The following is a 25739-nucleotide window of genomic DNA, read 5'->3' on the forward strand; positions in this document are numbered from 1 at the left end:
ATCCGTTACCGCCAGACGCCTTTGGTGTCGACAATCCACGGCTGATGCACCTTATCAGCAGGAACAGCTTTAAATTCTTTATGATCAACCAGCATCACCAGCACGTCAGCCTGTGCAAGCGCGACCTCTGCCGAAGTTAATTCACAGTGGCCGACAAGCTTCCCTGGTAACTCGTGGATATTGGGTTCCACCACCAGCGTTTTACCGCTGTGCCATTCGGCCAGTATCTCGGCAATTTCCATTGCCGGACTTTCACGTAAATCGTCGATGTTGGGTTTGAAAGCAAGACCGAAGCAGGCGATGGTTAATTCGCTGGCGCGGCGGCCTGTTTCAGCCAGGCAATCGGCTATCGCAGCTTTAACCTGATTAATGACCCAGAACGGCTTGCCGTCGTTCACTTCACGTGCGGTGCGGATAAGACGAGCCTGCTCCGGATTTTGCGAAACGATAAACCATGGATCGACCGCAATACAGTGGCCGCCAACGCCGGGCCCAGGCTGCAGCACATTCACGCGAGGATGGCGATTGGCCAGGCGGATAAGTTCCCAGACGTTAATCCCCTGATCGGCACAAATCAGCGAGAGTTCGTTAGCAAAAGCAATATTAACATCGCGGAAGCTGTTTTCCGTCAGTTTACACATTTCGGCTGTGCGAGAGTTGGTGATAATACATTCGCCTTTAAGGAAAATGTTATACAACTCGCTTGCACGGGCAGAACATACCGGCGTCATACCGCCAACGACGCGATCGTTTTTGATAAGCTCAACCATCACCTGCCCCGGTAAAACGCGTTCCGGGCAATAGGCGATATTGATATCCGCAAGCTCCCCTACCTGTTGAGGGAAGCTCAAATCTGGACGCAGGGCAGCCAGCCATTCCGCCATTTGCTCCGTCGCGCCAACGGGAGAGGTTGATTCCAGCACGACAAGCCCCCCTTTCTTAAGTACGGGCGCAATGGATTCTGCAGCCGCTTTCACATAAACCATGTCGGGTTCATGATCGCCCTTAAAAGGGGTCGGCACAGCAATCAGATAAGCATCGGCCTCGACGGGCTGCACGGTAGCGCTCAGGTATCCGCCCTCAACGGCAGATTTCACCACTTTGTCTAAATCAGGCTCAACGATGTGAATTTCACCTCGATTAATGGTGTCCACCGCCCGCTGGTTAATGTCCACGCCGATGACTTTTCGCTTGCTGGAGGCAAACGCGGCAGCGGTAGGCAGGCCTATGTAACCAAGGCCAATAACAGAGATGGTGGCAAAACTCATGATCTCACCTGATGTTGTTTTAAGGCATTCAAAATACGGCGGCAGGCTTCTCCATCCCCGTAAGGGTTATGGGCACGGCTCATCGCCTGGTATTCTTGCTCATCGCTGAGCAGTCGAGTGACCTCTGCCACAATTCGCTCTTCATCAGTCCCCACCAGCCGCACAGTGCCGGCGGCAACAGCTTCAGGACGCTCAGTGGTTTCACGCATGACTAACACTGGCTTCCCAAGAGAGGGTGCCTCTTCCTGAATCCCGCCGGAATCGGTCAAAATAAGCCAGGCGCGATCCATGAGATAAACAAACGGCAGATACTCCTGAGGCTCAATCAAAACAACGTTATCAACGTGCCCCAAAATTCGTCTTACCGGCTCACTGACGTTTGGATTCATATGAACCGGATATACGATTTGCACATCGCTGTTTTGTGCGGCAATTTTTGCCAACGCGTGGCAGATACGCTCAAACCCTTCGCCGAAACTTTCCCGACGGTGTCCGGTGACCAGAATCATTTTTTTTCCGGCATCGAGGAAGGGATGTTTCGCCTCTATTTCCTGGCGTACAGATTCCTGAGTCAGGACGCGATCTCGCACTGAGAGCAAGGCATCAATAACGCTATTGCCAGTCACGAAGATTTTTTGTTCGCTGATATTTTCTTTCAGCAGGTTCTGACGCGAGTTTTCCGTCGGTGCAAAATGCCAGGAAGCAAGATGTCCAGTTAATGTACGGTTTGCTTCCTCCGGCCACGGGGAGTAAAGGTCACCGGTACGTAACCCCGCCTCAACGTGTCCAACAGGGATCCGCTGGTAGAAGGCAGCAAGGCTTGCAGCAACGGTCGTGGTTGTATCGCCATGAACCAAAACAACGTCCGGCTTAAAGGATTCCAAAATAGGCTTCAGCCCTTCCAGAATTCGGCAGGTAATTTCCGTCAAGCCCTGCCCCGGTTTCATAATGTTTAAGTCATAGTCTGGCGTAATGGAAAAGAGATGTAATACCTGATCCAACATCTCACGATGCTGTGCCGTTACACATACTTTCGCGTCAAAAAACGCGTCTTTTGCCAACGCATCCACCAACGGCGCCATTTTAATAGCTTCCGGGCGCGTGCCAAAAACGGTTAATACTTTCACGGTGATTCTCTTATGTTGAATAAAGTGGAGGCATTCCATCGCTCCTCCACAAGATAAAGGGCCTACGCGGTCTTTGGACGGCGAGCTAAAGCTACTCCAGCACCAACCAGTGCCCCAACCGCACCCCACATAATCAGCAGGAATGCACGACGAGGGCTGTCACGCTTAACTGGCTCTTCTGGCGTGCGTAAATAGCGATAGTTTTGGAAACGAGTATCGACGGTTGGTCCGACATTCAGCGTGTTCAGCATCGCCCGGTTTTGATCGTAATCGATATCAAAATCAGGGCCCACGGCCTGAAGGCTTTCCAGGCGTGCCTGCAACATAGGGCGGCCCAGCATGAACATTTCTGAATCCGGAAGTTCTTCTGCGGGAACATTCGTTTCGCTGCGGGTGATATTTTGCTGTTGAGCGATTTTCAACGCCTGCTCAATACTTTTTACTTTGCGATCGTAGATAGAGTGCGCGACAGCCTCCTGCCGTTTAACCTGCGCTTTCATCTGAACGGTACGGGCCGCCCAGGCCCCGGTCAACTCTTCGTTCAGGTGGCTAGCCGCGCGCTGGCTTGCAAAAGCAACGTATTGCCGTAAAAGATTGTTGGCATCTGCAGCGGTTTCAGCCATCAGTTTGACGCTGTCGTTAATATTGCGCGCGCTGTCACCAGGGGTGTACTGGATATTGTCGACAATCTCATCCAATAGCGCGGCATCCGCTTTACTGTTACCGACCTGACGCTGCTTGTAGTAATCCGTCTGTAGCCAGAAATCCCTACGGGTATCATATGCAGAAAGCTGCACAACGAATTCTTTATAGGCTTCGTCCATGACCGAAGGCTGATCCGCCGTCGCCATATTCGCTTTCACATCGAGGTTGCGCAGAAACTGTTGCTGAGAATAGTAGCCCCCCAGCATATTGACCGTTGGACGATCAGTGATAGCCGTTGCACTCCACTCTTGTTTCGCTAAAAAGGTGTAAATCAGCGCAATAAGGGCAAACACAAAGGCAATTCCGATAATCCAGAATTTGCCCTGCCACAGCGTACGGAACAGGCCGCGGATATCCAGCTCGTTCTCTACCACCGGGTAATTACCTGGCATATGCTCTTTCATCGCTTCCCCAATTCAAGTCAGACTAAATGTTTACGTTGTTTCTTCGAGTGCGACGTTTATGGCGCCTGATAAAACGAGCGACTTTCCAGGCTCGTTTAATACAAAAATCGTATAGCACAAATGCTAGCAAGAACAATGCCAACATCAGCCATTCTGGAACAAAGTGCACATATTCACCGGCAACGCCGATACCAGCAAGCAGCGCTGCGGCCAGGGTAATCAGCACAAAAGCCTGCCTTGAGGTAAATCCCGCCCGCATGATCAAATGATGAATATGCTGCCGATCCGCGGAGAACGGGCTCATACCTTTGCGCAACCGTCGATACATAATCGCAATCATGTCCATCAGCGGAATCGCGATAATCCATAACGCGGTGACCGGGCTGATAGGATGTGTTTTACCCTGGGTGGTTTCCAGCAGGATCCAGATAATCGTAAAACCGAGCAGCGTACTGCCGGCATCGCCCATAAAAACTTTATAGCGCCGCCCCAACAGGCCAAGGTTCAAAATGATATAAGGCAAAATGGCAACGATCATCGCGAAACACCACATCGCCAGGCTGTGCTGACCATCCAGCAGAAGGATGATGCCCATGGCCGCAAAAGAAACCGAAGAGAGTCCCCCCAACAACCCATCAATGCCATCCACCATGTTGAAAGCGTTGATTGCCGCCCAAACCGCAAACAGCGTCAGGAAGTAACCAAAAGGCCCCAGCACCAATTCCCAGGGGCCTAAAATATAGCCGAGGCTACCAAGGTAAAGATTGCCGATGACCATCATGACAATCGCAATAATTGCCTGCACCGCAGCACGAATTTTCACGCTAATGTCGTAACGATCGTCCAGGGCACCTACCAGTACCAGCGTGCCGGCACATAACAGGTATAGCCAAAGATGCGGGATATAATAATTGCCGATCAAAAAAGTAAAGCAAACGCCGGCAAATACGGAAATACCGCCCACCAGCGGGACCGTCCCCTGATGGCGTTTACGGAAATTGGGTTTATCAACCAGGCCAACGCGGCGGGCAGCTTTGCGCGCACAAAAAAGGAATGCAGTAGTGAATAAAAAAATGAGGATCAGGTCAGTTCCAGCGGTGAGTAGATTCACAGTGCAGGCTCTCGGAAAAATGGAAGACCAGACGCAACAACATATTTAAATCTCCCTGCAAGACAGGTATTAGTCACAAATTCCTCCCTGAAGCTGCAGCAAATAATACAGGCAAACAAAATAATCAAAGATGATGACGCAGTATCCACTGCCATCATAAAGCTGGCTATAGGAATTAGCCGCGTACATATCGTATAGAGCAGAAACGAAAAACGCCACGACTAAGCGTGGCGTTCCCCGAGTTTTTGTTGCTTACGAGCGCTTCATCATGTCGAAGAAGTCATCGTTTGTTTTGGTCATCGCCAGCTTATTGATGAGGAATTCCATGGCATCAATTTCACCCATTGGATGAATGATTTTGCGGAGAATCCACATTTTCTGCAGCTCTTCCTGCGTGGTAAGCAGCTCTTCTTTACGCGTACCGGAACGGTTGTAATCGATGGCCGGGAAGACGCGTTTTTCAGCGATCTTACGGGACAGATGCAGTTCCATGTTACCGGTGCCTTTGAACTCTTCGTAGATGACTTCATCCATTTTAGAGCCGGTATCGATAAGCGCGGTGGCGATAATAGTCAGGCTACCGCCCTCTTCCACATTACGTGCAGCACCGAAGAAGCGTTTTGGACGATGCAGGGCGTTCGCATCCACACCACCAGTCAGGACTTTGCCCGATGCCGGAACAACGGTGTTGTAGGCACGAGCCAGACGCGTGATGGAATCGAGCAAAATGATAACGTCTTTCTTATGTTCAACCAGACGTTTCGCCTTCTCGATAACCATTTCGGCAACCTGAACGTGGCGAGAAGCCGGCTCATCAAAGGTAGAAGCAACAACTTCACCTTTAACCAGACGCTGCATCTCGGTGACTTCTTCTGGACGTTCGTCGATCAGCAGCACCATCAGTACACAGTCTGGGTGGTTATAGGCAATGCTCTGCGCGATGTTCTGCAGCAGCATGGTTTTACCGGCTTTTGGCGGTGCCACGATCAGACCACGCTGGCCACGACCAATTGGCGAAGCCAGATCCAGTACACGTGCGGTTAAGTCTTCGGTAGAACCGTTACCACGCTCCATACGCAGACGAGAGTTTGCATGCAGAGGCGTTAAGTTTTCGAACAGAATCTTGCTACGGGCGTTTTCCGGCTTATCGTAGTTAACTTCGTTAACCTTCAGCAGCGCAAAGTAGCGTTCGCCTTCTTTTGGCGGACGAATCTTACCGGAGATGGTATCCCCTGTGCGGAGGTTGAAACGGCGGATTTGGCTGGGAGAAACGTAGATGTCGTCGGGACCGGCGAGGTAGGAGCTGTCTGCGGAACGGAGGAAACCAAATCCATCCTGCAGTATCTCCAGCACACCGTCACCAAAGATATCTTCGCCACTCTTAGCGTGTTGCTTCAGGATGGAGAAAATGATGTCCTGCTTGCGCATGCGGGCTTGGTTTTCCAGCCCCATATTTTCGCCGAGAGTAATCAGCTCAGAAACCGGCGTATTCTTTAATTCGGTAAGATTCATAATGGTGGGTTCTTAAACTCGGGGTAAATCTCGAACTTAGTTTCGTGAATGGTATGGCAGGGTCATCCATGCCTGTTTAATGGCTACCACACATGTCTGATCGCTGCCTGGTCATAGGAAAAACGCAGAACTGAAACGACGAGACGGAATGGGTGATAAGCCCGAATTCGGTTATGCGTCCGTTGTGATTGCTGTAAAAGAGAGTTGATTTGACAGCGAACGGGAAGCATTAAGGTAATACAAAGATTCAAACTTAAGGGCAAGTTTAAAGCGAAGTCATAGGTAACTTAGCATGTGTGACGCCGGGCGTCCAGCAGCTCGCAAAAAAATGCAAGTGCGGCACGCACCGGCTGAGATTCCATTATGCCAGATTGGCGTCGAGGAACTCTTTTAACTGGCCTTTAGACAGCGCACCCACTTTGGTCGCAGCGACTTCGCCATTTTTGAACAGCAACAGGGTTGGGATACCGCGGATGCCGTACTTCGGTGCCGTGCCCGGGTTCTGGTCGATGTTCAGCTTAGCTACGGTGATTTTGCCCTGATATTCATCAGCGATCTCGTCGAGAATCGGGGCGATCATTTTGCATGGACCACACCACTCTGCCCAGAAATCAACCAGAATCAACCCTTCAGCTTGAAGCACGTCCGTGTCGAAACTGCCGTCAGTCAGGTGAATAATTTTATCGCTCATGTTCAACTCCACAGGATTATGTCTACCTTGTTGGTGTAGCATTAACCAACTTGGGGTGACTTTATTTCACCCGGTTTATTTCAACGGATGTGCTTTCGTAAAGCAATAGTAAACTGATATTCTACCACACTATGAGCAAAACACATTTGACCGAAAAGAAGTTTTCCGACTTCGCCCTGCACCCTAAGGTGATTGAAGCCCTTGAAAATAAAGGGTTCCATAACTGCACCCCAATTCAGGCACTGGCACTTCCGCTGACTCTGGCGAATCGTGACGTTGCAGGGCAGGCGCAAACCGGTACAGGCAAAACGATGGCGTTTCTGACGTCCACGTTCCACTATTTACTTTCTCACCCGGTTCCAGAGAACCGTCAGGTGAATCAACCGCGCGCCTTGATTATGGCGCCAACCCGCGAGTTAGCGGTACAGATTCACTCTGATGCGGAACCGTTAGCTCAGGCGACTGGCCTGAAGCTTGGCCTTGCCTATGGCGGCGACGGCTATGACAAACAGCTGAAAGTGCTGGAAAGCGGCGTCGATATTTTGATCGGCACCACCGGCCGACTGATTGACTACGCTAAACAAAATCACATTAACCTGGGCGCGATTCAGGTTGTCGTCCTGGATGAAGCGGATCGCATGTACGATCTCGGCTTTATTAAAGATATTCGTTGGCTGTTCCGCCGCATGCCGCCGGTCACCCAGCGCCTGAATATGCTGTTCTCAGCCACACTTTCCTACCGCGTACGTGAACTGGCTTTCGAGCAGATGAACAACGCGGAATATGTGGAAGTTGAGCCCGAGCAGAGAACCGGCCACCGCATTAAAGAAGAGCTTTTCTATCCTTCTAACGAAGAGAAAATGCGTCTGCTGCAAACGCTACTCGAAGAAGAATGGCCGGACCGTGCCATCATCTTCGCTAACACTAAACATCGCTGTGAAGATATCTGGGGCCATCTGGCTGCCGATGGTCACCGAGTTGGTTTGCTAACCGGCGATGTCGCGCAGAAAAAACGCCTGCGTATTCTGGAAGAGTTTACTCGTGGCGATCTGGATATTCTGGTCGCAACAGACGTGGCAGCTCGCGGTCTGCACATCCCAGCTGTGACGCACGTATTTAACTACGATCTGCCGGACGACTGTGAAGATTACGTTCACCGCATCGGCCGTACCGGTCGTGCCGGGGCAAGCGGTCATTCCATCAGCCTGGCATGTGAAGACTACGCGCTGAACCTGTCGGCGATTGAAACCTATATTGGCCACGCCATTCCGGTAAGCAAATATAACGCTGAAGCACTGTTAAATGAGTTCCCACCGCCAAAACGTCTGACCCGTAGCCGCCCTGGCAACGGTCCACGCCGCGGTGGCGCTCCTCGTGGTAATCGTCGTCGCGCAGGTTAAAAATCTATGCTAAGTACCGCCTCACTCTATGCAGCAATTGATCTGGGTTCTAACAGTTTTCATATGTTGGTTGTGCGTGAGGTGGCAGGAAGCATACAAACCCTGACCCGCATTAAGCGAAAAGTTCGCCTCGCTGCTGGCCTCAACAGCGAGTGCGTTCTCTCCCCGGAGGCCATGGAGCGTGGCTGGCAATGCCTGCGCTTATTTGCCGAACGACTCCAGGATATCCCTCAGAATCAAATTCGCGTCGTGGCTACGGCCACGCTGCGTCTCGCCGTTAATGCCGATGTTTTTTTGCAAAAGGCGCAGGAAATCCTGGGTTGCCCGGTGCAGGTTATTCGCGGTGAAGAAGAAGCCCGCCTGATTTATCAGGGCGTTGCCCACACTACAGGCGGCGACGATCGCCGCCTGGTCGTTGACATCGGTGGTGCAAGTACCGAGCTGGTAACGGGCACCGGGGCGCAAACAACCTCGTTATTCAGCCTCTCAATGGGCTGTGTCACATGGCTGGAGCGCTTCTTTAGCGACAGAAACCTCGCTCAGGAAAACTTCGCCGCGGCAGAAACGGCGGCTGCAGAAGTGCTCAGCCCGGTCATTGCCGAGCTTAAAAGCCACGGCTGGAAGATTTGTGTTGGCGCGTCTGGAACCGTGCAGGCGCTGCAAGAAATCATGATGGCGCAGGGGATGGATGAACGCATTACCCTGGCAAAACTTCAACAGCTAAAACAGCGAGCGATTCAGTGCGGCCGGCTGGAAGAGTTGGAAATTGAAGGCCTTACGCTTGAGCGCGCGCTGGTTTTCCCAAGCGGCCTGGCCATTCTCATCGCCATCTTCCAACAGCTTGATATTGAATGCATGACGCTTGCAGGCGGCGCGCTGCGTGAAGGTTTGGTCTATGGAATGCTGCATCTTGCGGTGGACCAGGAGATTCGCCAGAGAACGCTACGTAACGTTCAGCGCCGTTTTATGGTAGATACCAGCCAGGCGGCTCGCGTGGAGCAGCTTGCGCAGAATTTTGCTTCACAAATCGCAGAGCCGTGGGGGCTGGATCCCCTCAGTCAGCAGATGCTGGCGAGCAGCGCCCTGTTGCATGAAATTGGCTTAAGCATCGATTTTAAACATGCCCCGCAGCATGCGGCCTATCTGGTGAGAAATCTGGATTTGCCGGGCTACACGCCCGCGCAGAAAAAATTGCTGGCAACGCTGCTGCTTAACCAGACCAATCCCGTCGATCTCTCTTCGCTCCACCAGCAAAACGCAGTCCCGCCGCGCGTGGCGGAAAGACTCTGCCGTCTTTTACGTCTGGCGATTATTTTCGCAAACCGCCGCAGAGACGATATCCTGCCCGAGATTAAACTGCAGGCCGACGGCGAAACCCTGCATCTGGCATTGCCCGACACCTGGCTTGCCTGTCACCCTCTCGGTGCCGAACTGCTGGAACAGGAAAAACTCTGGCAGAGCTACGTTCACTGGCCGCTCAGCGTCAATTAATCTAGCTTTTACGCGCTTTGGCCAGCATCTCGCGGATGTTGGCCACATTACTCTGCCCTTTTTGCATCCGCTCTTCGGCAGAAACCACTTTCCGCTCAGTTTCCCAGCTTAAATCGTCCTGTGGCAGCTCCATCAGGAACCGGCTTGGTTCAGGCCGTATCAGCTCGCCATACTGCCGGCGCTCCCGGCAAAGCGTAAACGTCAGCTCTTTTTGCGCCCGGGTGATCCCCACGTAAGCCAGACGACGCTCTTCATCCACGTTATCTTCGTCGATGCTGCTTTGGTGCGGCAAAATCCCTTCTTCCATGCCCACAAGGTAGACGTAGGGAAATTCCAGCCCCTTAGAAGCATGAAGAGTCATCAACTGAACCTGATCGGCCTCTTCTTCGCTTTCACCACGCTCCATCATGTCACGCAGGGTAAAACGCGTCACCACCTGGATTAACGTCATCGGCTCATTCAGGTCGTTGCCTTCAAGCATCTCGGTCATCCAGCTGAAAAGCTGGTTAACGTTTTTCATCCGCATTTCGGCAGCTTTTGGGCTGGGCGAGGTTTCATACAGCCAGCTTTCGTAGTCGATGCCGTGGATCAGGTCTCGCACGGCGGCCACCGGTTCGCGCTCGGCAAGCGTTGCCACGTCCCGCAGCCAGTGGGTAAAACGCTGCAACGCATCAAGGCCGCGCCCGCTGAGCGTCTGGCTTAACCCCATATCGAAGCTGGCAGTAAACAGGCCTTTATTGCGCTGCATCGCCCACTCGCCAAGCTTTTGCAGCGTTGCCGGGCCAATTTCGCGCTTGGGTGTATTTACAATACGCAGAAATGCGCTGTCATCATCCGGGTTCGTCAACACGCGCAAATAGGCGAGCAGATCTTTAATTTCCGGACGAGAGAAAAATGAAGTACCGCCGGAGATACGATACGGGATGCGGTTTTGCATCAGCATCTTTTCGAACACCCGCGACTGGTGGTTGCCGCGGTACAGAATCGCGTAATCTTTATAGTTGGTTTTATTAATAAAGTGGTGGGCGATAAGCTCACCGGTGACGCGTTCGGCCTCATGCTCTTCATGATTAGCCGTCACGACTTTCAATTCTGCGCCGTGTTCAAGTTCAGAGAAAAGCCGCTTCTCAAAAACGTGCGGATTGTTGGCGATCAAAATATTGGCCGCATTCAAAATCCGGCGGGATGAGCGGTAGTTCTGCTCAAGCTTGATGACTTGCAGCGCCGGAAAATCTTTGCTCAGCAGAACCAGGTTTTGCGGGTTCGCCCCTCGCCAGGAATAGATAGACTGGTCATCGTCGCCTACAACGGTAAAGCGCGCCCGCGCGCCAACCAACAGTTTCACCAGCTCGTACTGGCTGGTGTTGGTATCCTGATATTCATCTACCAGCAGATAGCGAATACGGTTTTGCCAGCGCTCCCGGACTTCTGCATTGCGCTGCAGCAGCAGCGTTGGCAGCAAAATCAGGTCGTCAAAATCCAGCACGTTGCAGGACTTCAGGTGCGTGTCGTAAAGGCCGTAGCAATGGGCAAAAATACGATCCCTTTCGCCCTTCGCCTGCGCGGCGGCCTGCGCCGGAGACAACAACCCGTTCTTCCAGTTGGAGATGGTTGAAATCAGCTGTTGAAGCAGCACCTTATCGTTTTCTAACAGGCCTTCAGTTAGCTCTTTTAGCAGCGCGGTCTGATCGGTATCGTCAAACAGCGAGAAGTTAGATTTCATACCAAGCGCCGCGTACTCGCGCTTGATAATCTCCAGCCCCAGCGTGTGGAAAGTCGAGATCATCAACCCCCGTGCCTCTTTGCGCCCCAGCGTCTGCGAAACGCGCTCTTTCATTTCGCGGGCGGCCTTATTGGTAAAGGTCACCGCCGCGATTTGGCGCGCCTGATAGCCACTTTCGCGAATCAGATGCGCAATTTTATTGGTGATAACGCGCGTTTTACCCGAGCCCGCCCCGGCCAAAACCAGGCAGGGTCCGGTGACAAATTCGACGGCTTGTTGTTGGCCAGGGTTTAAACGCATACGGTCACTCAATGAAAGTCAGGAGGGGACAAAAACAGCGTGGTAGTATAGCGAGCGTAATCAACATGACTCAAGGCACTATCATGGCAAAAACCGCAGCAGCACTGCATATCCTTGTAAAGGAAGAAAAACTGGCTCTGGACCTTCTGGAGCAGCTTAAAAACGGTGGCGACTTCGAAAAACTGGCGAAGAAGCACTCTACCTGCCCATCTGGCAAAAAAGGCGGCCATTTAGGTGAATTCCGTCAGGGGCAGATGGTTCCTGCGTTCGATAAAGTGGTCTTTTCCTGCCCGCTGCTGGAGCCTTACGGCCCGCTGCACACTCAGTTCGGCTACCACATCATCAAGGTGTTGTACCGTAACTAAGCCAAAGGCCGGGATATCCGGCCTTTTCTTTACTTTGTCGACTTCAGCGTCTGCTGGGCTTCATGCTTCAGCAAGTGCGTGCCGACCGCCATCTGGAACACTTTAAAAATAATGCCGTTCACGAAAGTGGTCAGCGTGAGGGTAATAAACGCCGTCATAATCCAGTCGATCACCGGCATCCCGCTGTGCAGCAAATAGGGACGGTAAATCAGCATTCCGGCAAACACGACCCAGTGGCTAAGGCAGTAGAAACATTGAAAGAGATGGCCCAGCATCGCATGCTTTTTCGCCGTCCAGCCGCGTAACCCTGCAAACAGTTCAGTTTGCGTTATCGTCATCGAAATGCTGGCGGCGGCCAGGGCGATCATCAGACAAACTGGCAGATCCGTGGTTAGGGTTGAAATCATTCCTCATGCCCCTTTTCATTGAAATAGCTAATAAATTCGCTCCCGATATCTTGTAACGTCAGGCTTTTAAACCGCGCCAGCACCAGCTCTTCAGCCGCAGTAAACGTCTCGGACATCACTCGATTGACCCCCTGCTCCACCAGGCATTGCGGGTTTTCATTGCGGTTACCTAGTGCAAACAGACCCGGCGATCCCAGCGCCAGATAAATATCCAGCAGCGTCACTTCGCTAGCCGGGCGGCAGAGTCTCCAGCCACCGTGGTGACCTTTGGTTGAGCAGACGATGTTGTTCTCGCGCAGACCGGCGAGCACTTTACGAATAAACGCCGGATTGCCGTCGATAAAGGCGGCCATTTGTTCCGATGTGAGCGGTTTGTCCATCTGCTCCAGGTGAAGCAGGATGTGCAATGTTGCTGAGAAGGAGTTATTTTTTTTCATGTAACTTACAATATTACATAAAAAGAGAGGCGGCAAGATAACAGGCACAAAAAAAGGCGCCGAAGCGCCTTTTTCATTTCAAAAACACATTAGCCAGCAACAGCGATGCGTTTCATATCGGTCATGTAGCCACGCAGTTTTTGACCCACTTTTTCGATTTCGTGGCTGCGAATGGCTTCATTGACGTCACGAAGTTGAGCGTTGTCTACCGCAGCGGCTGGGATCTCTTTACCCAGATCGCCCGGCTGCAGCGTGGTCATGAACTCTTTCAGCAGCGGTACGGCCGCGTAGGAGAACAGGTAGTTACCGTACTCAGCGGTATCAGAAATAACCACGTTCATTTCGTACAGGCGCTTACGAGCAATGGTGTTAGCAATCAGCGGCAGCTCGTGCAGGGACTCATAGTATGCCGACTCTTCGATGATGCCAGCGTCAACCATGGTTTCGAAGGCCAGCTCAACGCCTGCTTTCACCATGGCAATCATTACCACGCCTTTGTCGAAGTATTCCTGCTCGGAAATCTTACCTTCAAACTGCGGTGCAGTTTCGAAAGCGGTCTGGCCGGTCTCTTCACGCCAGGTATGCAGTTTCTTATCGTCGTTAGCCCAGTCAGCCATCATGCCGGAGGAGAACTCACCGGAGATGATGTCATCCATGTGTTTCTGGAACAGCGGAGCCATAATGGTTTTCAGCTGCTCGGACAGCGCGTTGGCGCGGATTTTTGCCGGGTTGGACAGACGGTCCATCATCAGCGTGATCCCGCCCTGCTTCAGCGCTTCGGTGATGGTTTCCCAGCCGAACTGAATCAGTTTTTCTGCATATGCAGCATCAGTACCTTCAGCCACCAGCTTGTCGAAGCACAGCAGAGAACCGGCCTGCAGCATACCGCACAGGATAGTTTGCTCGCCCATCAGGTCAGATTTCACTTCCGCAACGAAGGAAGACTCCAGCACGCCCGCACGGTGGCCACCGGTGGCCGCAGCCCAGGCTTTGGCAATCGCCATACCTTCGCCTTTCGGATCGTTTTCAGGGTGAACTGCGATCAGCGTTGGCACACCAAAACCACGTTTGTATTCTTCGCGCACTTCGGTGCCCGGGCACTTAGGTGCTACCATCACCACGGTGATGTCTTTACGAATGGTTTCGCCGACTTCAACCACGTTGAAACCGTGGGAGTAACCCAGCGCCGCGCCGTCTTTCATCATCGGCTGTACGGCCTGAACAACGGAAGAGTGCTGTTTGTCTGGCGTCAGGTTAACAACCAGATCCGCCTGTGGGATCAGCTCTTCATAAGTACCCACTTTGAAGCCATTTTCGGTCGCTTTACGCCAGGATGCACGTTTCTCGGCGATAGCTTCCGCACGCAGGGCATAGGAAACATCCAGCCCGGAGTCGCGCATGTTCAGACCCTGGTTAAGACCCTGAGCACCGCAGCCGACGATGACGACTTTTTTACCTTTGAGGTAGCTTGCTTCATCGGCGAATTCATCGCGCCCCATGAAGCGACATTTACCTAACTGCGCTAACTGCTGACGCAGGTTCAAAGTGTTGAAATAATTAGCCATCGTAGAACTCCGTATGTGTCGTGTTGTGCTTATTGTAAGGGCTCTGCAGCCGTGTCGTGCTGCCTAGAATGAACCCACTATATGACAGGAAATGCGTTGCTTAAATTGATATATTAACAACATCGCGTTGCAATTATTGCAATGCAAAAACGAGGCTTGATGACCATGGATTTACGCGATCTGAAAACCTTTCTGCACCTGGCTGAAAGCCGCCATTTTGGGCGTAGCGCGCGCGCCATGCACGTCAGTCCCTCCACGCTTTCGCGCCAGATCCAGCGTCTGGAGGACGACCTCGGGCAACCTCTGTTTTTGCGTGATAACCGCACCGTGACGCTGACTGAAGCCGGCGAGCAATTACGGCTGTTTGCCCAGCACACGCTGCTGCAATATCAGCAGATGCGCCACACGCTTGGCCAGCAAGGTCCTTCCCTGAGCGGAGAGCTGCATCTGTTTTGCTCGGTGACCGCCGCATACAGCCATTTGCCGCCCATTCTGGACCGCTTCCGGGCTGAACATCCTTCCGTTGAAATTAAGCTGACCACCGGCGACGCCGCGGATGCGGTAGAAAAAGTCGACTCCAACGAAGCCGATCTCGCCATTGCCGGAAAACCAGAGTCCCTTCCGCCTGGCGTGGCTTTCTCAATGCTGGAAAATTTATCCGTGGCCTTGATCGCCCCCGCTTTGCCTTGCCCTGTCAGGACGCAGGTAAGCCAACCGGAGCCAGACTGGGCCAAAATTCCGTTTATCATGCCCGAGCAAGGGCCCGTTCGGCGCCGTATAGAACTGTGGTTCCGCCGCCAGAAAATCAGTAACCCGGTAATCTACGCTACCGTCGCCGGCCACGAAGCCATGGTGTCAATGGTGGCGCTGGGATGTGGCGTCGCGCTGATCCCGGAAATCGTGCTGGAAAACAGCCCGGAACCGGTGCGCAACCGCGTGCTGGTTCTGGAACGTAACGATGAGAAAGCGCCGTTTGAACTGGGCGTTTGCGTACAAAAAAAGCGGCTCAATGAGCCGCTTATCAGCGCGTTCTGGAAGCTTTTACCCGGCAGCCATTAACCGGCCAGGAAGAAGCGGAACGCCGGGTTCTGGGTTTCGTCGTGACATTCGTAACCCAGTTCGTTGAGCCGGGTTTCGAAGTCCGGCTCATTTTCGCCCAACTCAAACGCCGCCAGAACTCGCCCGTAGTCGGTGCCGTGGCTGCGGTAGTGGAACAGAGAAATGTTCCAGTGCGTCCCCAGCGTGCTCAGGAACTTCAGCAGCGCCCCCGGCGATTCCGGGAATTCAAAGCTGTACAACCGTTCGCGCAGCGGCTTCGAAGGTCGGCCGCCCACCATGTAGCGAACATGCAGCTTCGCCATTTCGTCGTCAGAGAGATCGACCACACCGTAGCCGCCTTCGCTGAGCTGAGCGATGATCTCTTTACGCTCTTCCAGCCCGCGTGTCAGTCGCACCCCAACAAAAATGCAGGCATCGTCAGAGCTGGCGTAACGGTAATTGAACTCAGTGACCGAGCGACCGCCCAGCAGCTGGCAAAACTTCAGGAAACTGCCTTTTTGCTCTGGAATAGTGACCGCCAGCAATGCTTCTCGCTGCTCGCCCAGTTCACAGCGCTCCGAGACATAGCGTAGCCCGTGAAAATTCACGTTTGCGCCAGACAGCACATGCGCCAGGCGTTCGCCACGAATGTTGTGCTGCTGGATGTACTTTTTCATCCCCGCCAGCGCCAGCGCGCCGGAAGGCTCGGCGACAGCACGCACATCCTCGAACAAATCCTTCATCGCCGCGCAGATGGCATCGCTGTCCACGGTGATGATGTCGTCCAGGTATTCCTGGCACACGCGGAAAGTTTCGTCGCCGATGCGCTTAACAGCAACACCTTCGGCAAACAGCCCTACGCGCGGCAGCTCAACCGGATGCCCGGCATCCAGCGCCGCCTTGAGACAGGCAGAATCTTCGGCTTCAACCGCAATCACTTTGATCTGCGGCATCAGCTGCTTGATCAAAACCGCTACGCCAGCCGCCAGGCCACCGCCGCCAACCGGCACGAATACGCGATCGATGTGCGCATCCTGCTGCAGCAATTCCAGCGCAACCGTACCCTGCCCGGCGATGACTGCCGGGTGATCAAACGGAGGCACGTAGGTGAAACCTTGCTGCTGAGAAAGTTCGATGGCTTTGGCTTTTGCCTCATCGAAATTCGCGCCATGCAGCAACACTTCGCCGCCGAAGGCCCGCACAGCATCGACTTTGATATCCGCAGTAGCCACAGGCATAACGATCAGAGACTTAATACCCAATCGCGTAGACGAAAGCGCGACGCCCTGAGCGTGATTGCCCGCAGAAGCGGTGATCACACCACAGGCTTTTTGCTCGCTGTTCAAGCCCGCAATCATCGAGTAAGCCCCGCGCAGCTTGAAGCTATGCACAGGCTGACGGTCTTCACGCTTAACCAGAATGACGTTATCAAGGCGCGACGAAAGCTTTTCCATTTTCTGCAGCGGCGTTACCTGCACGACTTCGTAAACCGGCGCGCGCAATACCGCGCGCAGATACTCTGCTCCACCGGGGGCATCGGGTAGCGGTTGTGACTCAGCCATAATTAGCCTCCAAGCTTGCTTTTATCACGCACGGCGCCTTTATCCGCACTGGTGGCGAGGCTGGCGTAGGCGCGCAGGGCGAAGGAAACCTGGCGCTCACGATTGCGAGGAGTCCATGCCGCTTCACCGCGAGCTTCCTGCGCTTCACGACGTGCAGCCATTTCTTGATCGGTAAGCTGCAGCTGAATACCGCGATTAGGGATATCGATGGCAATCATGTCGCCGTCTTCAATCAGGGCAATATTGCCGCCGCTCGCGGCTTCAGGAGAAACGTGGCCGATCGACAGACCCGAGGTCCCGCCGGAGAAACGGCCGTCGGTGACCAGCGCGCAGGCTTTACCCAGTCCCATAGATTTCAGGAAGGTGGTTGGGTAGAGCATTTCCTGCATGCCTGGCCCGCCCTTTGGTCCTTCGTAGCGAATAACAACCACGTCACCTGCAACGACTTTACCGCCGAGGATGGCTTCTACCGCATCGTCCTGGCTTTCATAAACTTTGGCCGGGCCGCGGAATACCAGGCTACCTTCATCCACGCCAGCGGTTTTAACAATGCAGCCGTTTTCCGCGAAGTTGCCGTACAGAACGGCCAGGCCGCCATCTTTGCTGTAGGCATTTTCCAGTGAGCGAATGCAACCGTTAGCGCGATCGTCATCCAGCGTGTCCCAGCGGCAGTTCTGCGAGAAAGCCTGAGTAGTACGAATGCCCGCCGGGCCCGCGCGGAACATCGTTTTCACCGCCTCGTCTTTGGTCAGCATGACATCGTATTGTTCCAACGTCTGCGGCAGGGAAAGGCCAAGCACGTTTTTCACTTCGCGGTTCAACAATCCGGCGCGATCCAGCTCGCCGAGGATCCCGAGTACGCCTCCGGCACGGTGCACGTCTTCCATATGGTATTTCTGGGTGCTTGGCGCGACTTTACACAGCTGTGGAACCTTGCGGGACAGCTGGTCAATGTCGGTCATGGTGAAGTCGATTTCAGCTTCTTGCGCGGCGGCCAGCAGGTGCAGAACGGTGTTAGTGGAGCCGCCCATGGCGATATCCAGCGTCATGGCGTTTTCGAACGCCTCTTTGCTGGCGATGCTGCGCGGGAGCGCGGTGGCATCATCCTGCTCGTAATAGCGCTTGGTCAGTTCAACAATGCGTTTACCCGCGTTCAGGAACAACTCTTTGCGGTCAGCGTGCGTCGCCAGCAGTGAACCGTTACCCGGCTGAGACAGACCTAGCGCCTCGGTCAGGCAGTTCATGGAGTTGGCAGTGAACATACCTGAACAAGAGCCGCACGTTGGACACGCGGAGCGTTCAACCTGCTCGCTTTGCTCGTCAGAAACTTTCGGGTCCGCACCCTGAATCATCGCATCGACCAGATCCAGCTTGATGATCTGGTCGGAAAGTTTAGTTTTCCCGGCTTCCATCGGGCCGCCGGAGACGAAGATCACCGGAATGTTCAGGCGCAGCGAGGCCATCAGCATCCCTGGGGTGATTTTGTCGCAGTTGGAGATACAAACCATGGCATCGGCGCAGTGGGCGTTCACCATGTACTCAACCGAGTCGGCAATCAGCTCGCGGGACGGCAGGGAATAGAGCATACCGCCGTGCCCCATCGCGATACCGTCATCCACCGCAATGGTGTTGAACTCTTTCGCTACGCCGCCGGAGGCTTCGATTTGCTCGGCAACCAGTTTACCCAGGTCGCGCAGGTGAACGTGGCCCGGTACGAATTGGGTAAAGGAGTTGACGACCGCAATGATCGGTTTGCCAAAATCGGCGTCGGTCATCCCCGTTGCGCGCCACAGCGCGCGGGCACCCGCCATATTGCGGCCGTGGGTTGTAGTGGCGGAACGATACTTAGGCATGCTTTATTTACTCCAGTCTGTCGGGTAGCAGGCGGTCAGTTGCCGCCCGCCTGATTATATTTTTGTTTAAGGCTTACGGGTTTACCTGATCTAACCAGCCCCACTTGTCTTCGGTTTCGCCGGTGAACAGGCCAAAGAATGCCTGTTGAATACGTTTGGTGACCGGGCCACAGCGGCCTTCGCCCACCTGAATGCGGTCTACGCTGCGTACCGGGGTGATTTCAGCGGCGGTACCGGACATAAAGACTTCGTCGGCCAGGTACAGAGATTCGCGCGACAGCACCTGCTCACGGACTTCAATGCCCAGGTCTTTTGCCAGCTTGATGATTGCATCGCGGGTAATCCCCGGCAGCGCTGAAGAGGTAAATGGCGGGGTGTAGATCACGCCGTCTTTTACTTCGAACAGGTTTTCACCCGCGCCCTCAGACAGGAAGCCGTTCACATCGAGCGCAATCCCTTCCTGATAGCCGTGGCGGCGTGCTTCGCTGCCGACCAGCAGAGAAGAAAGGTAGTTACCGCCCGCTTTGGCCGCGGTAGGAATGGTGTTTGGTGCCGCACGATTCCAGGAAGAGACCATTGCATCAATCCCCTGATCCAGCGCTTCAGCGCCCAGATAAGCGCCCCACGGGAAAGCCGCAATGATCACGTCGGTGGTATACCCTTCCGGCGGATTAACGCCCATACCTACGTCGCCAACAAAGACCAGAGGGCGAATGTAAGCGCTGGTGAGATTATTTTTACGGATAACCGCACGGCAGGCTTCCATCAGCTCATCCACGCTTTGCGATACCGGGAAGCGATAGATTTTTGCTGAGTCACGCAAGCGCTGCATGTGTTCACGATGACGGAACACCACTGGCCCTTTATGCGAGTCGTAGCAACGGATGCCTTCGAAGACCGAAGTACCGTAGTGCAGCGCGTGGGACATTACGTGAACTTTCGCTTCTCCCCACGGAGTCATCTCGCCATTGAACCAGATGTAATCAGCTTTCTTGGTCGTCATTGTTCTCTTCCTTTTACGCTCAGGCGCGGATTTGTTGTGATGTTTGTGGCTGGATTTCAACGCAGGCAACGTCAACCAGCTTGCTTAATTGAGTAAACAGTAATTCGACTGGCCGCAGGCTAGCAACGGTCAATTCAATATTAATATTGTCGGTATTCCCCGCCGCGGCCATATTCATCGCGCAGATCTGGAATCCACGATGGCGCACTACGCGTAAAACACGTTCTAACGTTTCCGGGCGGAAGCGAGCCTGCACTGCGAGCTGATGTTGCATCATGATAATTTCTCCAGCATTTGCGAGTTACTGGCACCGGGCGGTACCAACGGCCAGACGTTTTCGTACTCATCGATCGAGACGTGAAGCATGTACGGGCCGTCGCTGTTCAGCAGGGCGTCTAACGCGGCTTCTACCTGGTCTTTACGGGTGATGTGCTGACCTGGAATGCCAAAGGCGCTGGCCAGCGTGAGGAAATCAGGGTTGTCGGTCAGGGTGGTTTCACTGTAGCGCTCTTCAAAAAACAGCTGCTGCCACTGTCTCACCATGCCCAGGCGTTGGTTATCGAGCAGCAGGATTTTGACCGGCAACTGTTTGCGCTTGATGGTGCCTAACTCCTGAACGTTCATCATGAAAGAGCCATCGCCGGAGACGCAAATAACCGTATCTTCCGGCCTTGCAACCTGAGCACCAACGGCGGCGGGTAAACCAAAGCCCATCGTGCCAAGCCCGCTGGAAGTGATGAAGTTCTCAGGGCGAGTGAAGGTCATGTGCTGTGCGGTCCACATCTGATGCTGGCCTACGTCGGTGGTCACAACGGCTTCTGCTGATTTGCGCTCGGAGAGCTGCTTCAGCAGCAAGGGGGCATAGATAGCCTGACCCGGATGATCGTAGCGCCACTGGTGTTCTTCGTTCAGGGCGGCGACATGCTGCTGCCAGGAGGCAATGTGCAACGGCTGTTGCAAGGCAGGTAAAAGCTGATTCAGCGGCCCCTGCAACGCGACATGCGCCTGGCGCAGCTTGCTCAGCTCCGCAGGATCGATATCCATGTGGATAACTTTGGCGTGCGGAGCAAAGGTATTCAGCTTCCCGGTGACGCGGTCATCGAAACGGGCTCCAACGGCCAACAGCAGATCGCATTCCTGAACGGCGAGGTTCGCCGCCTTGGTGCCGTGCATTCCCAACATACCGGTATAAAACGCATGGTCGGCCGGGACTGCACCCAGCCCTTTCAGAGTGACTGTGGAAGGCATACCCGTGACGGAAGTAAACTCACGGAGCGCTGGAACCGCCTGCGCCATCCCAACGCCGCCGCCAACGTAAAGCATCGGCTTTTTGGCCTGAGCGAGCATTTCACGGGCCTGCTGCAATTCAGCCAACGGTAGGTCAGCATCATCTTCAACGGCAGATAACCATGCCTCAGGCTCACCAATAGCCAACTGAATATCTTTTGGAATATCGACCAGAACGGGGCCTGGACGGCCAGAATTAGCAATCTCAAATGCCTCGGCAAGGACACGCGGCAATTCATCAAGGGATTCGACGAGGAAACTGTGTTTGGTGCAGGCAAGCGACAGGCCGAGGACGTCAACTTCCTGGAAAGCGTCAGTCCCGATCAAAGGTGCAGCCACCTGACCGGTGATGGCAACCACAGGAACAGAATCTAAAAGTGCGTCAGCAAGGCCAGTTAACAGATTTGTCGCACCGGGGCCAGAAGTGGCAATACACACACCGGTTTTGCCCGTTGAGCGGGCATAACCAATAGCTGCCATGGCTGCACCTTGCTCATGGCGACACAGTAGATGTTCCACACCACCGTCGTACAACGCATCGTACACCGGCATAATCGCGCCGCCAGGATAACCGAAAACTGTTTCAACACCCTGCGCTCGCAACGCATGTACTACCCACTGTGCACCATTCATAGTTAGTTCCCCGTCTCATTACCGGAGAAACAGCATTTTATTCTGTAACACATACTCTGTTCCTCGCTTCACATTCTTCAGTCAACAAAAAACCCCCGGACCTTTCGGTGCGGGGGTTCTTTTCGATTCAGGCTTGATTTTTAAGCCTTTCTTTCTCCAAGTGCAGCCCCGCACGGTGGGATAATAATCACCACCACGCTAATCACGACCAGGCTAATCACTCGTAGAAGGGCTGTCATTTTCTGTATGTTCTAACGTCTAGTTCGAAGTAATGCCTACAGAGTTATCACAGAGTTGACGTAAAGCACAATATTTTTTTATGACGAAAAGATCGCCGTTGAAATTAATTAGCATAAAAACTATTTAATTTCAGTGCATAACGAGAAAGTGAAAATAATTCATAAAACTGGTCTGCTGAGGGTATTTTCTGCGTAATACCAGTAAAAAGTTATTGTTCTGCGATCGGCTTCGCAGCCAGAGCTGTAAAAAAGAAAGCGGATAAAAAAGTCAGGGAGGTGCTTCCCGGCGCATAAAACGAACAATATTTAATCTTTTATTGGCGCGGCAGAATGAAGTTTTTCACGGAGGAAAAATGTCACTGTCGGTTGTCTATACCAGAGCAGCACTCGGCGTTCACGCCCCACAGGTTACGGTTGAAGTGCATATCAGTGCTGGTTTACCAGGGCTTACGCTTGTCGGCCTGCCTGAAACTACCGTGAGAGAAGCCCGGGATCGAGTCAGAAGCGCATTGATCAATAGCGGCTACACATTTCCAGCGCGTAAAATCACTATTAACCTTGCTCCGGCAGATCTTCCTAAAGAAGGTGGCAGATACGATTTGCCGATTGCTCTGGCGCTGCTGGTTGCCTCTGAGCAGCTAAATACGCCCAAGCTGGCCAAGCTTGAGTTTATCGGCGAGCTTGCGCTGACCGGGGAGCTACGTGGGGTTTCTGGGGCCATATCATCCGCTATGGAGGCTTTGAATGCGGGGCGAGAAGTCGTGGTTGCCGCAGAAAATGAAGAAGAAGTAGCCCTGATCGCTAAACCGGGCTGCTTTGTGGCCACGCATCTGACCGAGGTATGCGCCTGGCTGGAAGGAAAACACGACCTCCGCACCCCGGTTAGCCCTGCGCTGTGGCAAGCTGATAGCCTGGAAGACATGAACGAGATTATTGGGCAAAATCAGGGAAAACGAGCGCTGGAAATTGCGGCGGCTGGCGGGCATAACCTCTTACTGATAGGCCCACCAGGAACGGGTAAAACCATGCTGGCGAGCCGGCTCAATACGCTCCTTCCTCCTTTGAACGATGTTGAAGCATTACAGAGCGCTGCCATTCTGAGCCTGGTACAATCTTCGCATCTTCATCGCCATTGGCGTCAGCGTCCGTTCAGGGCTCCCCATCACAGTGCCTCGTTAACTTCCGTCGTGGGCGGCGGGGCTATCCCGCAGCCAGGAGAAATTTCGTTAGCGCACAACGGCGTGTTATTTCTGGACGAATTACCTGAGTTTGAGCGCCGCGTACTGGACTCGCTTAGGGAACCTATTGAATCAGGTGAGATTCATATCTCTCGCACCCGGGCAAAAATCACCTACCCCGCGGATTTTCAGCTTATCGCGGCGATGAATCCCAGTCCTACGGGGCACTATGAAGGCAAACATAACCGTGCCACGCCCCAGCAGACTTTACGCTATATGAATCGACTCTCGGGCCCTTTTCTCGACCGCTTCGACCTCTCAGTGGATATCCCGCTTCTCCCGGCAGGAATGCTGAGTAAAACGAACCATCAGGAAGAAAAAAGCGAGAGAATAAGGGAAAGGGTGATAGAGACACGCGACAGGCAACTCTCACGGCAGAACAAGCTGAATGCCCGACTCAGCAATCATGAGATCCGCGAACACTGTGAACTTGTGCCGAATGATGCAGTTTGGCTGGAGGAGACATTACTCAAACTGGGCCTGTCGGTCAGGGCATGGCAACGTCTTCTGAAAGTCTCTCGTACCATCGCGGATATCGAGCATTGCGAGAGTATTACTCGGGCACATCTCCAGGAAGCACTGAGCTATCGAACTATTGATCGGCTGCTCCTGCATTTGCACAGACTGACAGAATAAAAAACGGGGCTTTCGCCCCATTTTTTAATCATCACTATCGCTGTAGTCTTCAACCGTATCCATCTGCGGTTTACCGCCAGACAGGGTATGAAAACGTTTTGGACGCTTAATACGCGACATGTACTTGCTCCAGACACGTTCCGCTTCAGTAGCAGGCTCGCGCACACCACGGCATACGGCAACAAACTGCACTTCTTCTTCAGTGCCTGGTTCGCGCTTACCGAGATCCAGCTCATTGAACGCAAAGCCATGACGTTCTAACAGCTGTGCCTCTTTGATGGTGAAATCACCATGACGAGCAAACCCACGTGGATAATGTTTATTGTCGAAAAACCGATTAGTCGTCGTAAAGCTTTCCGCCATCCTACACGCTCCTGATTTTCTTGGCCGAGCTATTTATGGCGCGGAGTATTAGTTACGCTTGACAGAGTGTAAAACAAAACATTTAAATCATAACGACAAATTATTTTTTGGAGTAAGCCGTGGACACCGAATTACTTAAAACCTTCCTGGAAGTTAGCAGAACACGGCACTTTGGTCGCGCTGCAGAAGCACTTTATTTGACGCAGTCTGCGGTAAGCTTTCGCATCCGACAGCTCGAAAATCAGCTTGGTGTAAACCTTTTTACCCGCCACCGCAATAACATACGGCTGACAACTGCCGGGGAGCGCCTGCTGCCCTACGCAGAAAACCTGATGAATACGTGGTTAGCAGCGAAAAAAGAGGTATCACATACTTCTCAACATAATCAGCTCACGCTTGGTGCCAGTGCATCGCTTTGGGAATGTATGCTTTCTGAATGGCTCATTGCGCTTTATCAACAGCATAATGGCCTGCAGTTCGAAGCACGAATTGCACAACGTCAGTCACTCGTTAAACAGCTTCATGAGCGCCAGCTGGATTTATTGCTCACAACTGAAGCGCCAAAAATGGACGAATTTGCCAGCCAGTTGCTAGGTTACTTCAGCATGGGGCTTTATGGTCCTGCCGCGGAAAGCCGTAAAGCTTCACTCAACTATTTACGCATCGAGTGGGGTGCGGATTTTCACCAACATGAGGCCGAGCTCATTGGAAGTGATGATATTCCGGTATTAACTACCAGTTCAGCAAAAATAGCCTGCAAGCTGATCTCTGAACTTAACGGTTGCACCTTCCTGCCGATTGAGTGGGCAAAAGAACAGCCCGGGATCTGGCCTGTCCCCGAAAGCACAACGCTTTCCAGACCATTGTATGCTGTCTGGTTACAAAACACGGACAAACAGAGTGTTATCAAAGAATTATTGAAGACACCATTAAAGGCGCAGTAATGCGCTTTTAATAGCTAAGAATATAAAAGAGAGGAATTTTGGACAAAAAAAATCCTTTGCCTAAGCAAAGGATTATATATGGCAGGGGCGGAGAGACTCGAACTCGCGACACCCGGTTTTGGAGACCGGTGCTCTACCAACTGAGCTACGCCCCTAAATTTTCCTACTATTAAGCCTGCTTAAAGAGCAGGCTTAATTTTAATAAGTGGCGGAACGGACGGGACTCGAACCCGCGACCCCCTGCGTGACAGGCAGGTATTCTAACCGACTGAACTACCGCTCCACCGAATTTTTCTACAACCACCGGTTTGTTGCCCCGGTTTACTGCTTAATTTGATGCCTGGCAGTTCCCTACTCTCGCATGGGGAGACCCCACACTACCATCGGCGCTACGGCGTTTCACTTCTGAGTTCGGCATGGGGTCAGGTGGGACCACC

The 25739-nt window shown here is 53.2% G+C and carries 23 protein-coding genes, 2 tRNA genes and 1 rRNA gene; 6 read left to right on the forward strand and 20 right to left on the reverse strand.

All coding sequences use genetic code 11. From position 1 onward, the window contains the following. Positions 1-5 precede the first annotated feature (5 nt). The 6 genes from wecC to trxA all read right to left on the reverse strand — a co-directional run bounded on the left by wecC (position 6) and on the right by trxA (position 6818). Positions 6-1268: a UDP-N-acetyl-D-mannosamine dehydrogenase gene (gene wecC / locus WFN87_RS19230; protein ID WP_336983782.1), complete on the reverse strand. Its 1263-nt coding sequence runs from the start codon at positions 1266-1268 to the stop codon at positions 6-8. Further along, on the reverse strand, positions 1265-2395 hold the full coding sequence (gene wecB / locus WFN87_RS19235; RefSeq protein ID WP_166879562.1) for a non-hydrolyzing UDP-N-acetylglucosamine 2-epimerase: 1131 nt from the start codon (positions 2393-2395) through the stop codon (positions 1265-1267). The genes wecC and wecB overlap by 4 nt, the downstream gene beginning before the upstream one ends. A gap of 62 nt (positions 2396-2457) precedes the next feature. Continuing rightward, positions 2458-3504: an ECA polysaccharide chain length modulation protein gene (gene wzzE / locus WFN87_RS19240; RefSeq protein ID WP_336983783.1), complete on the reverse strand. Its 1047-nt coding sequence runs from the start codon at positions 3502-3504 to the stop codon at positions 2458-2460. A 22-nt stretch (positions 3505-3526) separates the two neighbouring features. Further along, complete coding sequence (gene wecA, locus WFN87_RS19245; protein ID WP_166995847.1) at positions 3527-4615, reverse strand: UDP-N-acetylglucosamine--undecaprenyl-phosphate N-acetylglucosaminephosphotransferase; 1089 nt, start codon at positions 4613-4615, stop codon at positions 3527-3529. A gap of 252 nt (positions 4616-4867) precedes the next feature. Continuing rightward, entirely contained in the window at positions 4868-6127 is a 1260-nt protein-coding gene (rho, locus tag WFN87_RS19250) for a transcription termination factor Rho (RefSeq protein WP_008455558.1), read from the reverse strand. 361 nt (positions 6128-6488) lie between these two features. Beyond that, complete coding sequence (trxA, locus tag WFN87_RS19255) at positions 6489-6818, reverse strand: thioredoxin TrxA (RefSeq protein WP_008455560.1); 330 nt, start codon at positions 6816-6818, stop codon at positions 6489-6491. A gap of 131 nt (positions 6819-6949) precedes the next feature. Between trxA and rhlB the strand changes: the two genes are divergently transcribed. Together rhlB and gppA are read left to right on the forward strand one after the other, a co-directional pair. Continuing rightward, complete coding sequence (gene rhlB / locus WFN87_RS19260; protein WP_008455563.1) at positions 6950-8218, forward strand: ATP-dependent RNA helicase RhlB; 1269 nt, start codon at positions 6950-6952, stop codon at positions 8216-8218. A 6-nt stretch (positions 8219-8224) separates the two neighbouring features. Further along, positions 8225-9709, forward strand: coding sequence for a guanosine-5'-triphosphate,3'-diphosphate diphosphatase (gppA, locus tag WFN87_RS19265; protein ID WP_166995845.1), 1485 nt, complete (start codon positions 8225-8227; stop codon positions 9707-9709). A 1-nt stretch (position 9710) separates the two neighbouring features. On the opposite strand, the gene rep is transcribed toward gppA, so the two are convergent. After that, a complete protein-coding gene (gene rep / locus WFN87_RS19270; RefSeq protein WP_008455567.1) occupies positions 9711-11732 on the reverse strand; it encodes a DNA helicase Rep in 2022 nt (673 codons plus the stop codon). 83 nt (positions 11733-11815) lie between these two features. Here rep and ppiC point away from each other — a divergent pair, with 83 nt between their 5' ends. Then, positions 11816-12097 (forward strand): peptidylprolyl isomerase PpiC, encoded by a 282-nt coding sequence (gene ppiC / locus WFN87_RS19275; RefSeq protein WP_008455569.1) that lies wholly within the window; start codon positions 11816-11818, stop codon positions 12095-12097. Positions 12098-12126: 29 nt separating this feature from the next. Here ppiC and WFN87_RS19280 read toward each other — a convergent pair whose 3' ends face one another. The 3 genes from WFN87_RS19280 to ilvC form a co-directional block, all read right to left on the reverse strand. Beyond that, positions 12127-12504 carry a DUF1360 domain-containing protein gene (locus WFN87_RS19280; protein WP_336983784.1) on the reverse strand — a complete coding sequence of 126 codons (378 nt, stop codon included), beginning with the start codon at positions 12502-12504 and terminating at the stop codon, positions 12127-12129. Further along, a complete protein-coding gene (locus WFN87_RS19285; RefSeq protein ID WP_336983785.1) occupies positions 12501-12941 on the reverse strand; it encodes an Rrf2 family transcriptional regulator in 441 nt (146 codons plus the stop codon). The genes WFN87_RS19280 and WFN87_RS19285 overlap by 4 nt, the downstream gene beginning before the upstream one ends. Positions 12942-13030: 89 nt before the next feature. Then, on the reverse strand, positions 13031-14506 hold the full coding sequence (gene ilvC / locus WFN87_RS19290) for a ketol-acid reductoisomerase (RefSeq protein WP_008455576.1): 1476 nt from the start codon (positions 14504-14506) through the stop codon (positions 13031-13033). A 165-nt stretch (positions 14507-14671) separates the two neighbouring features. On the opposite strand from ilvC, the gene ilvY reads away from it, so the two are divergent. Beyond that, positions 14672-15565, forward strand: coding sequence for an HTH-type transcriptional activator IlvY (ilvY, locus tag WFN87_RS19295; RefSeq protein ID WP_336983789.1), 894 nt, complete (start codon positions 14672-14674; stop codon positions 15563-15565). Here the strand turns inward: ilvY and ilvA are convergent. From ilvA to ilvL, 6 genes are all read right to left on the reverse strand, one after another. Further along, complete coding sequence (gene ilvA, locus WFN87_RS19300) at positions 15562-17106, reverse strand: threonine ammonia-lyase, biosynthetic (protein ID WP_166879575.1); 1545 nt, start codon at positions 17104-17106, stop codon at positions 15562-15564. The genes ilvY and ilvA overlap by 4 nt on opposite strands. Positions 17107-17108: 2 nt before the next feature. After that, the gene (gene ilvD / locus WFN87_RS19305; protein WP_008455582.1) at positions 17109-18959 is read right to left on the reverse strand and encodes a dihydroxy-acid dehydratase; all 1851 of its coding nucleotides are present in this window, start codon (positions 18957-18959) and stop codon (positions 17109-17111) included. A gap of 73 nt (positions 18960-19032) precedes the next feature. Continuing rightward, entirely contained in the window at positions 19033-19962 is a 930-nt protein-coding gene (locus WFN87_RS19310; protein ID WP_039289201.1) for a branched-chain amino acid transaminase, read from the reverse strand. A gap of 19 nt (positions 19963-19981) precedes the next feature. After that, entirely contained in the window at positions 19982-20239 is a 258-nt protein-coding gene (gene ilvM / locus WFN87_RS19315; protein ID WP_008455586.1) for an acetolactate synthase 2 small subunit, read from the reverse strand. Then, a complete protein-coding gene (gene ilvG, locus WFN87_RS19320; protein ID WP_336983786.1) occupies positions 20236-21882 on the reverse strand; it encodes an acetolactate synthase 2 catalytic subunit in 1647 nt (548 codons plus the stop codon). The genes ilvM and ilvG overlap by 4 nt, the downstream gene beginning before the upstream one ends. A 140-nt stretch (positions 21883-22022) precedes the next feature. Next, on the reverse strand, positions 22023-22121 hold the full coding sequence (gene ilvL, locus WFN87_RS19325; protein ID WP_071530467.1) for an ilv operon leader peptide: 99 nt from the start codon (positions 22119-22121) through the stop codon (positions 22023-22025). Positions 22122-22474: 353 nt separating this feature from the next. On the opposite strand from ilvL, the gene WFN87_RS19330 reads away from it, so the two are divergent. Beyond that, positions 22475-23995, forward strand: coding sequence for a YifB family Mg chelatase-like AAA ATPase (locus tag WFN87_RS19330; protein WP_336983787.1), 1521 nt, complete (start codon positions 22475-22477; stop codon positions 23993-23995). A gap of 24 nt (positions 23996-24019) precedes the next feature. Here the strand turns inward: WFN87_RS19330 and WFN87_RS19335 are convergent, their stop codons facing one another. Continuing rightward, complete coding sequence (locus WFN87_RS19335) at positions 24020-24358, reverse strand: DUF413 domain-containing protein (protein WP_008455591.1); 339 nt, start codon at positions 24356-24358, stop codon at positions 24020-24022. A gap of 119 nt (positions 24359-24477) precedes the next feature. On the opposite strand from WFN87_RS19335, the gene hdfR reads away from it, so the two are divergent. After that, the gene (hdfR, locus tag WFN87_RS19340; RefSeq protein ID WP_008455597.1) at positions 24478-25302 is read left to right on the forward strand and encodes an HTH-type transcriptional regulator HdfR; all 825 of its coding nucleotides are present in this window, start codon (positions 24478-24480) and stop codon (positions 25300-25302) included. A gap of 79 nt (positions 25303-25381) precedes the next feature. Here hdfR and WFN87_RS19345 read toward each other — a convergent pair. From WFN87_RS19345 to rrf, 3 genes are all read right to left on the reverse strand, one after another. Next, positions 25382-25457 (reverse strand) — tRNA-Trp (locus WFN87_RS19345). A gap of 51 nt (positions 25458-25508) precedes the next feature. Beyond that, positions 25509-25585 (reverse strand) — tRNA-Asp (locus WFN87_RS19350). Between the two features lie 55 nt (positions 25586-25640). Then, positions 25641-25739: ribosomal RNA gene (gene rrf / locus WFN87_RS19355) — 5S ribosomal RNA — on the reverse strand; the annotation flags it as partial.

Source organism: Cedecea sp. AS113 (assembly GCF_037152415.1).
Lineage (GTDB): Bacteria > Pseudomonadota > Gammaproteobacteria > Enterobacterales > Enterobacteriaceae > Cedecea.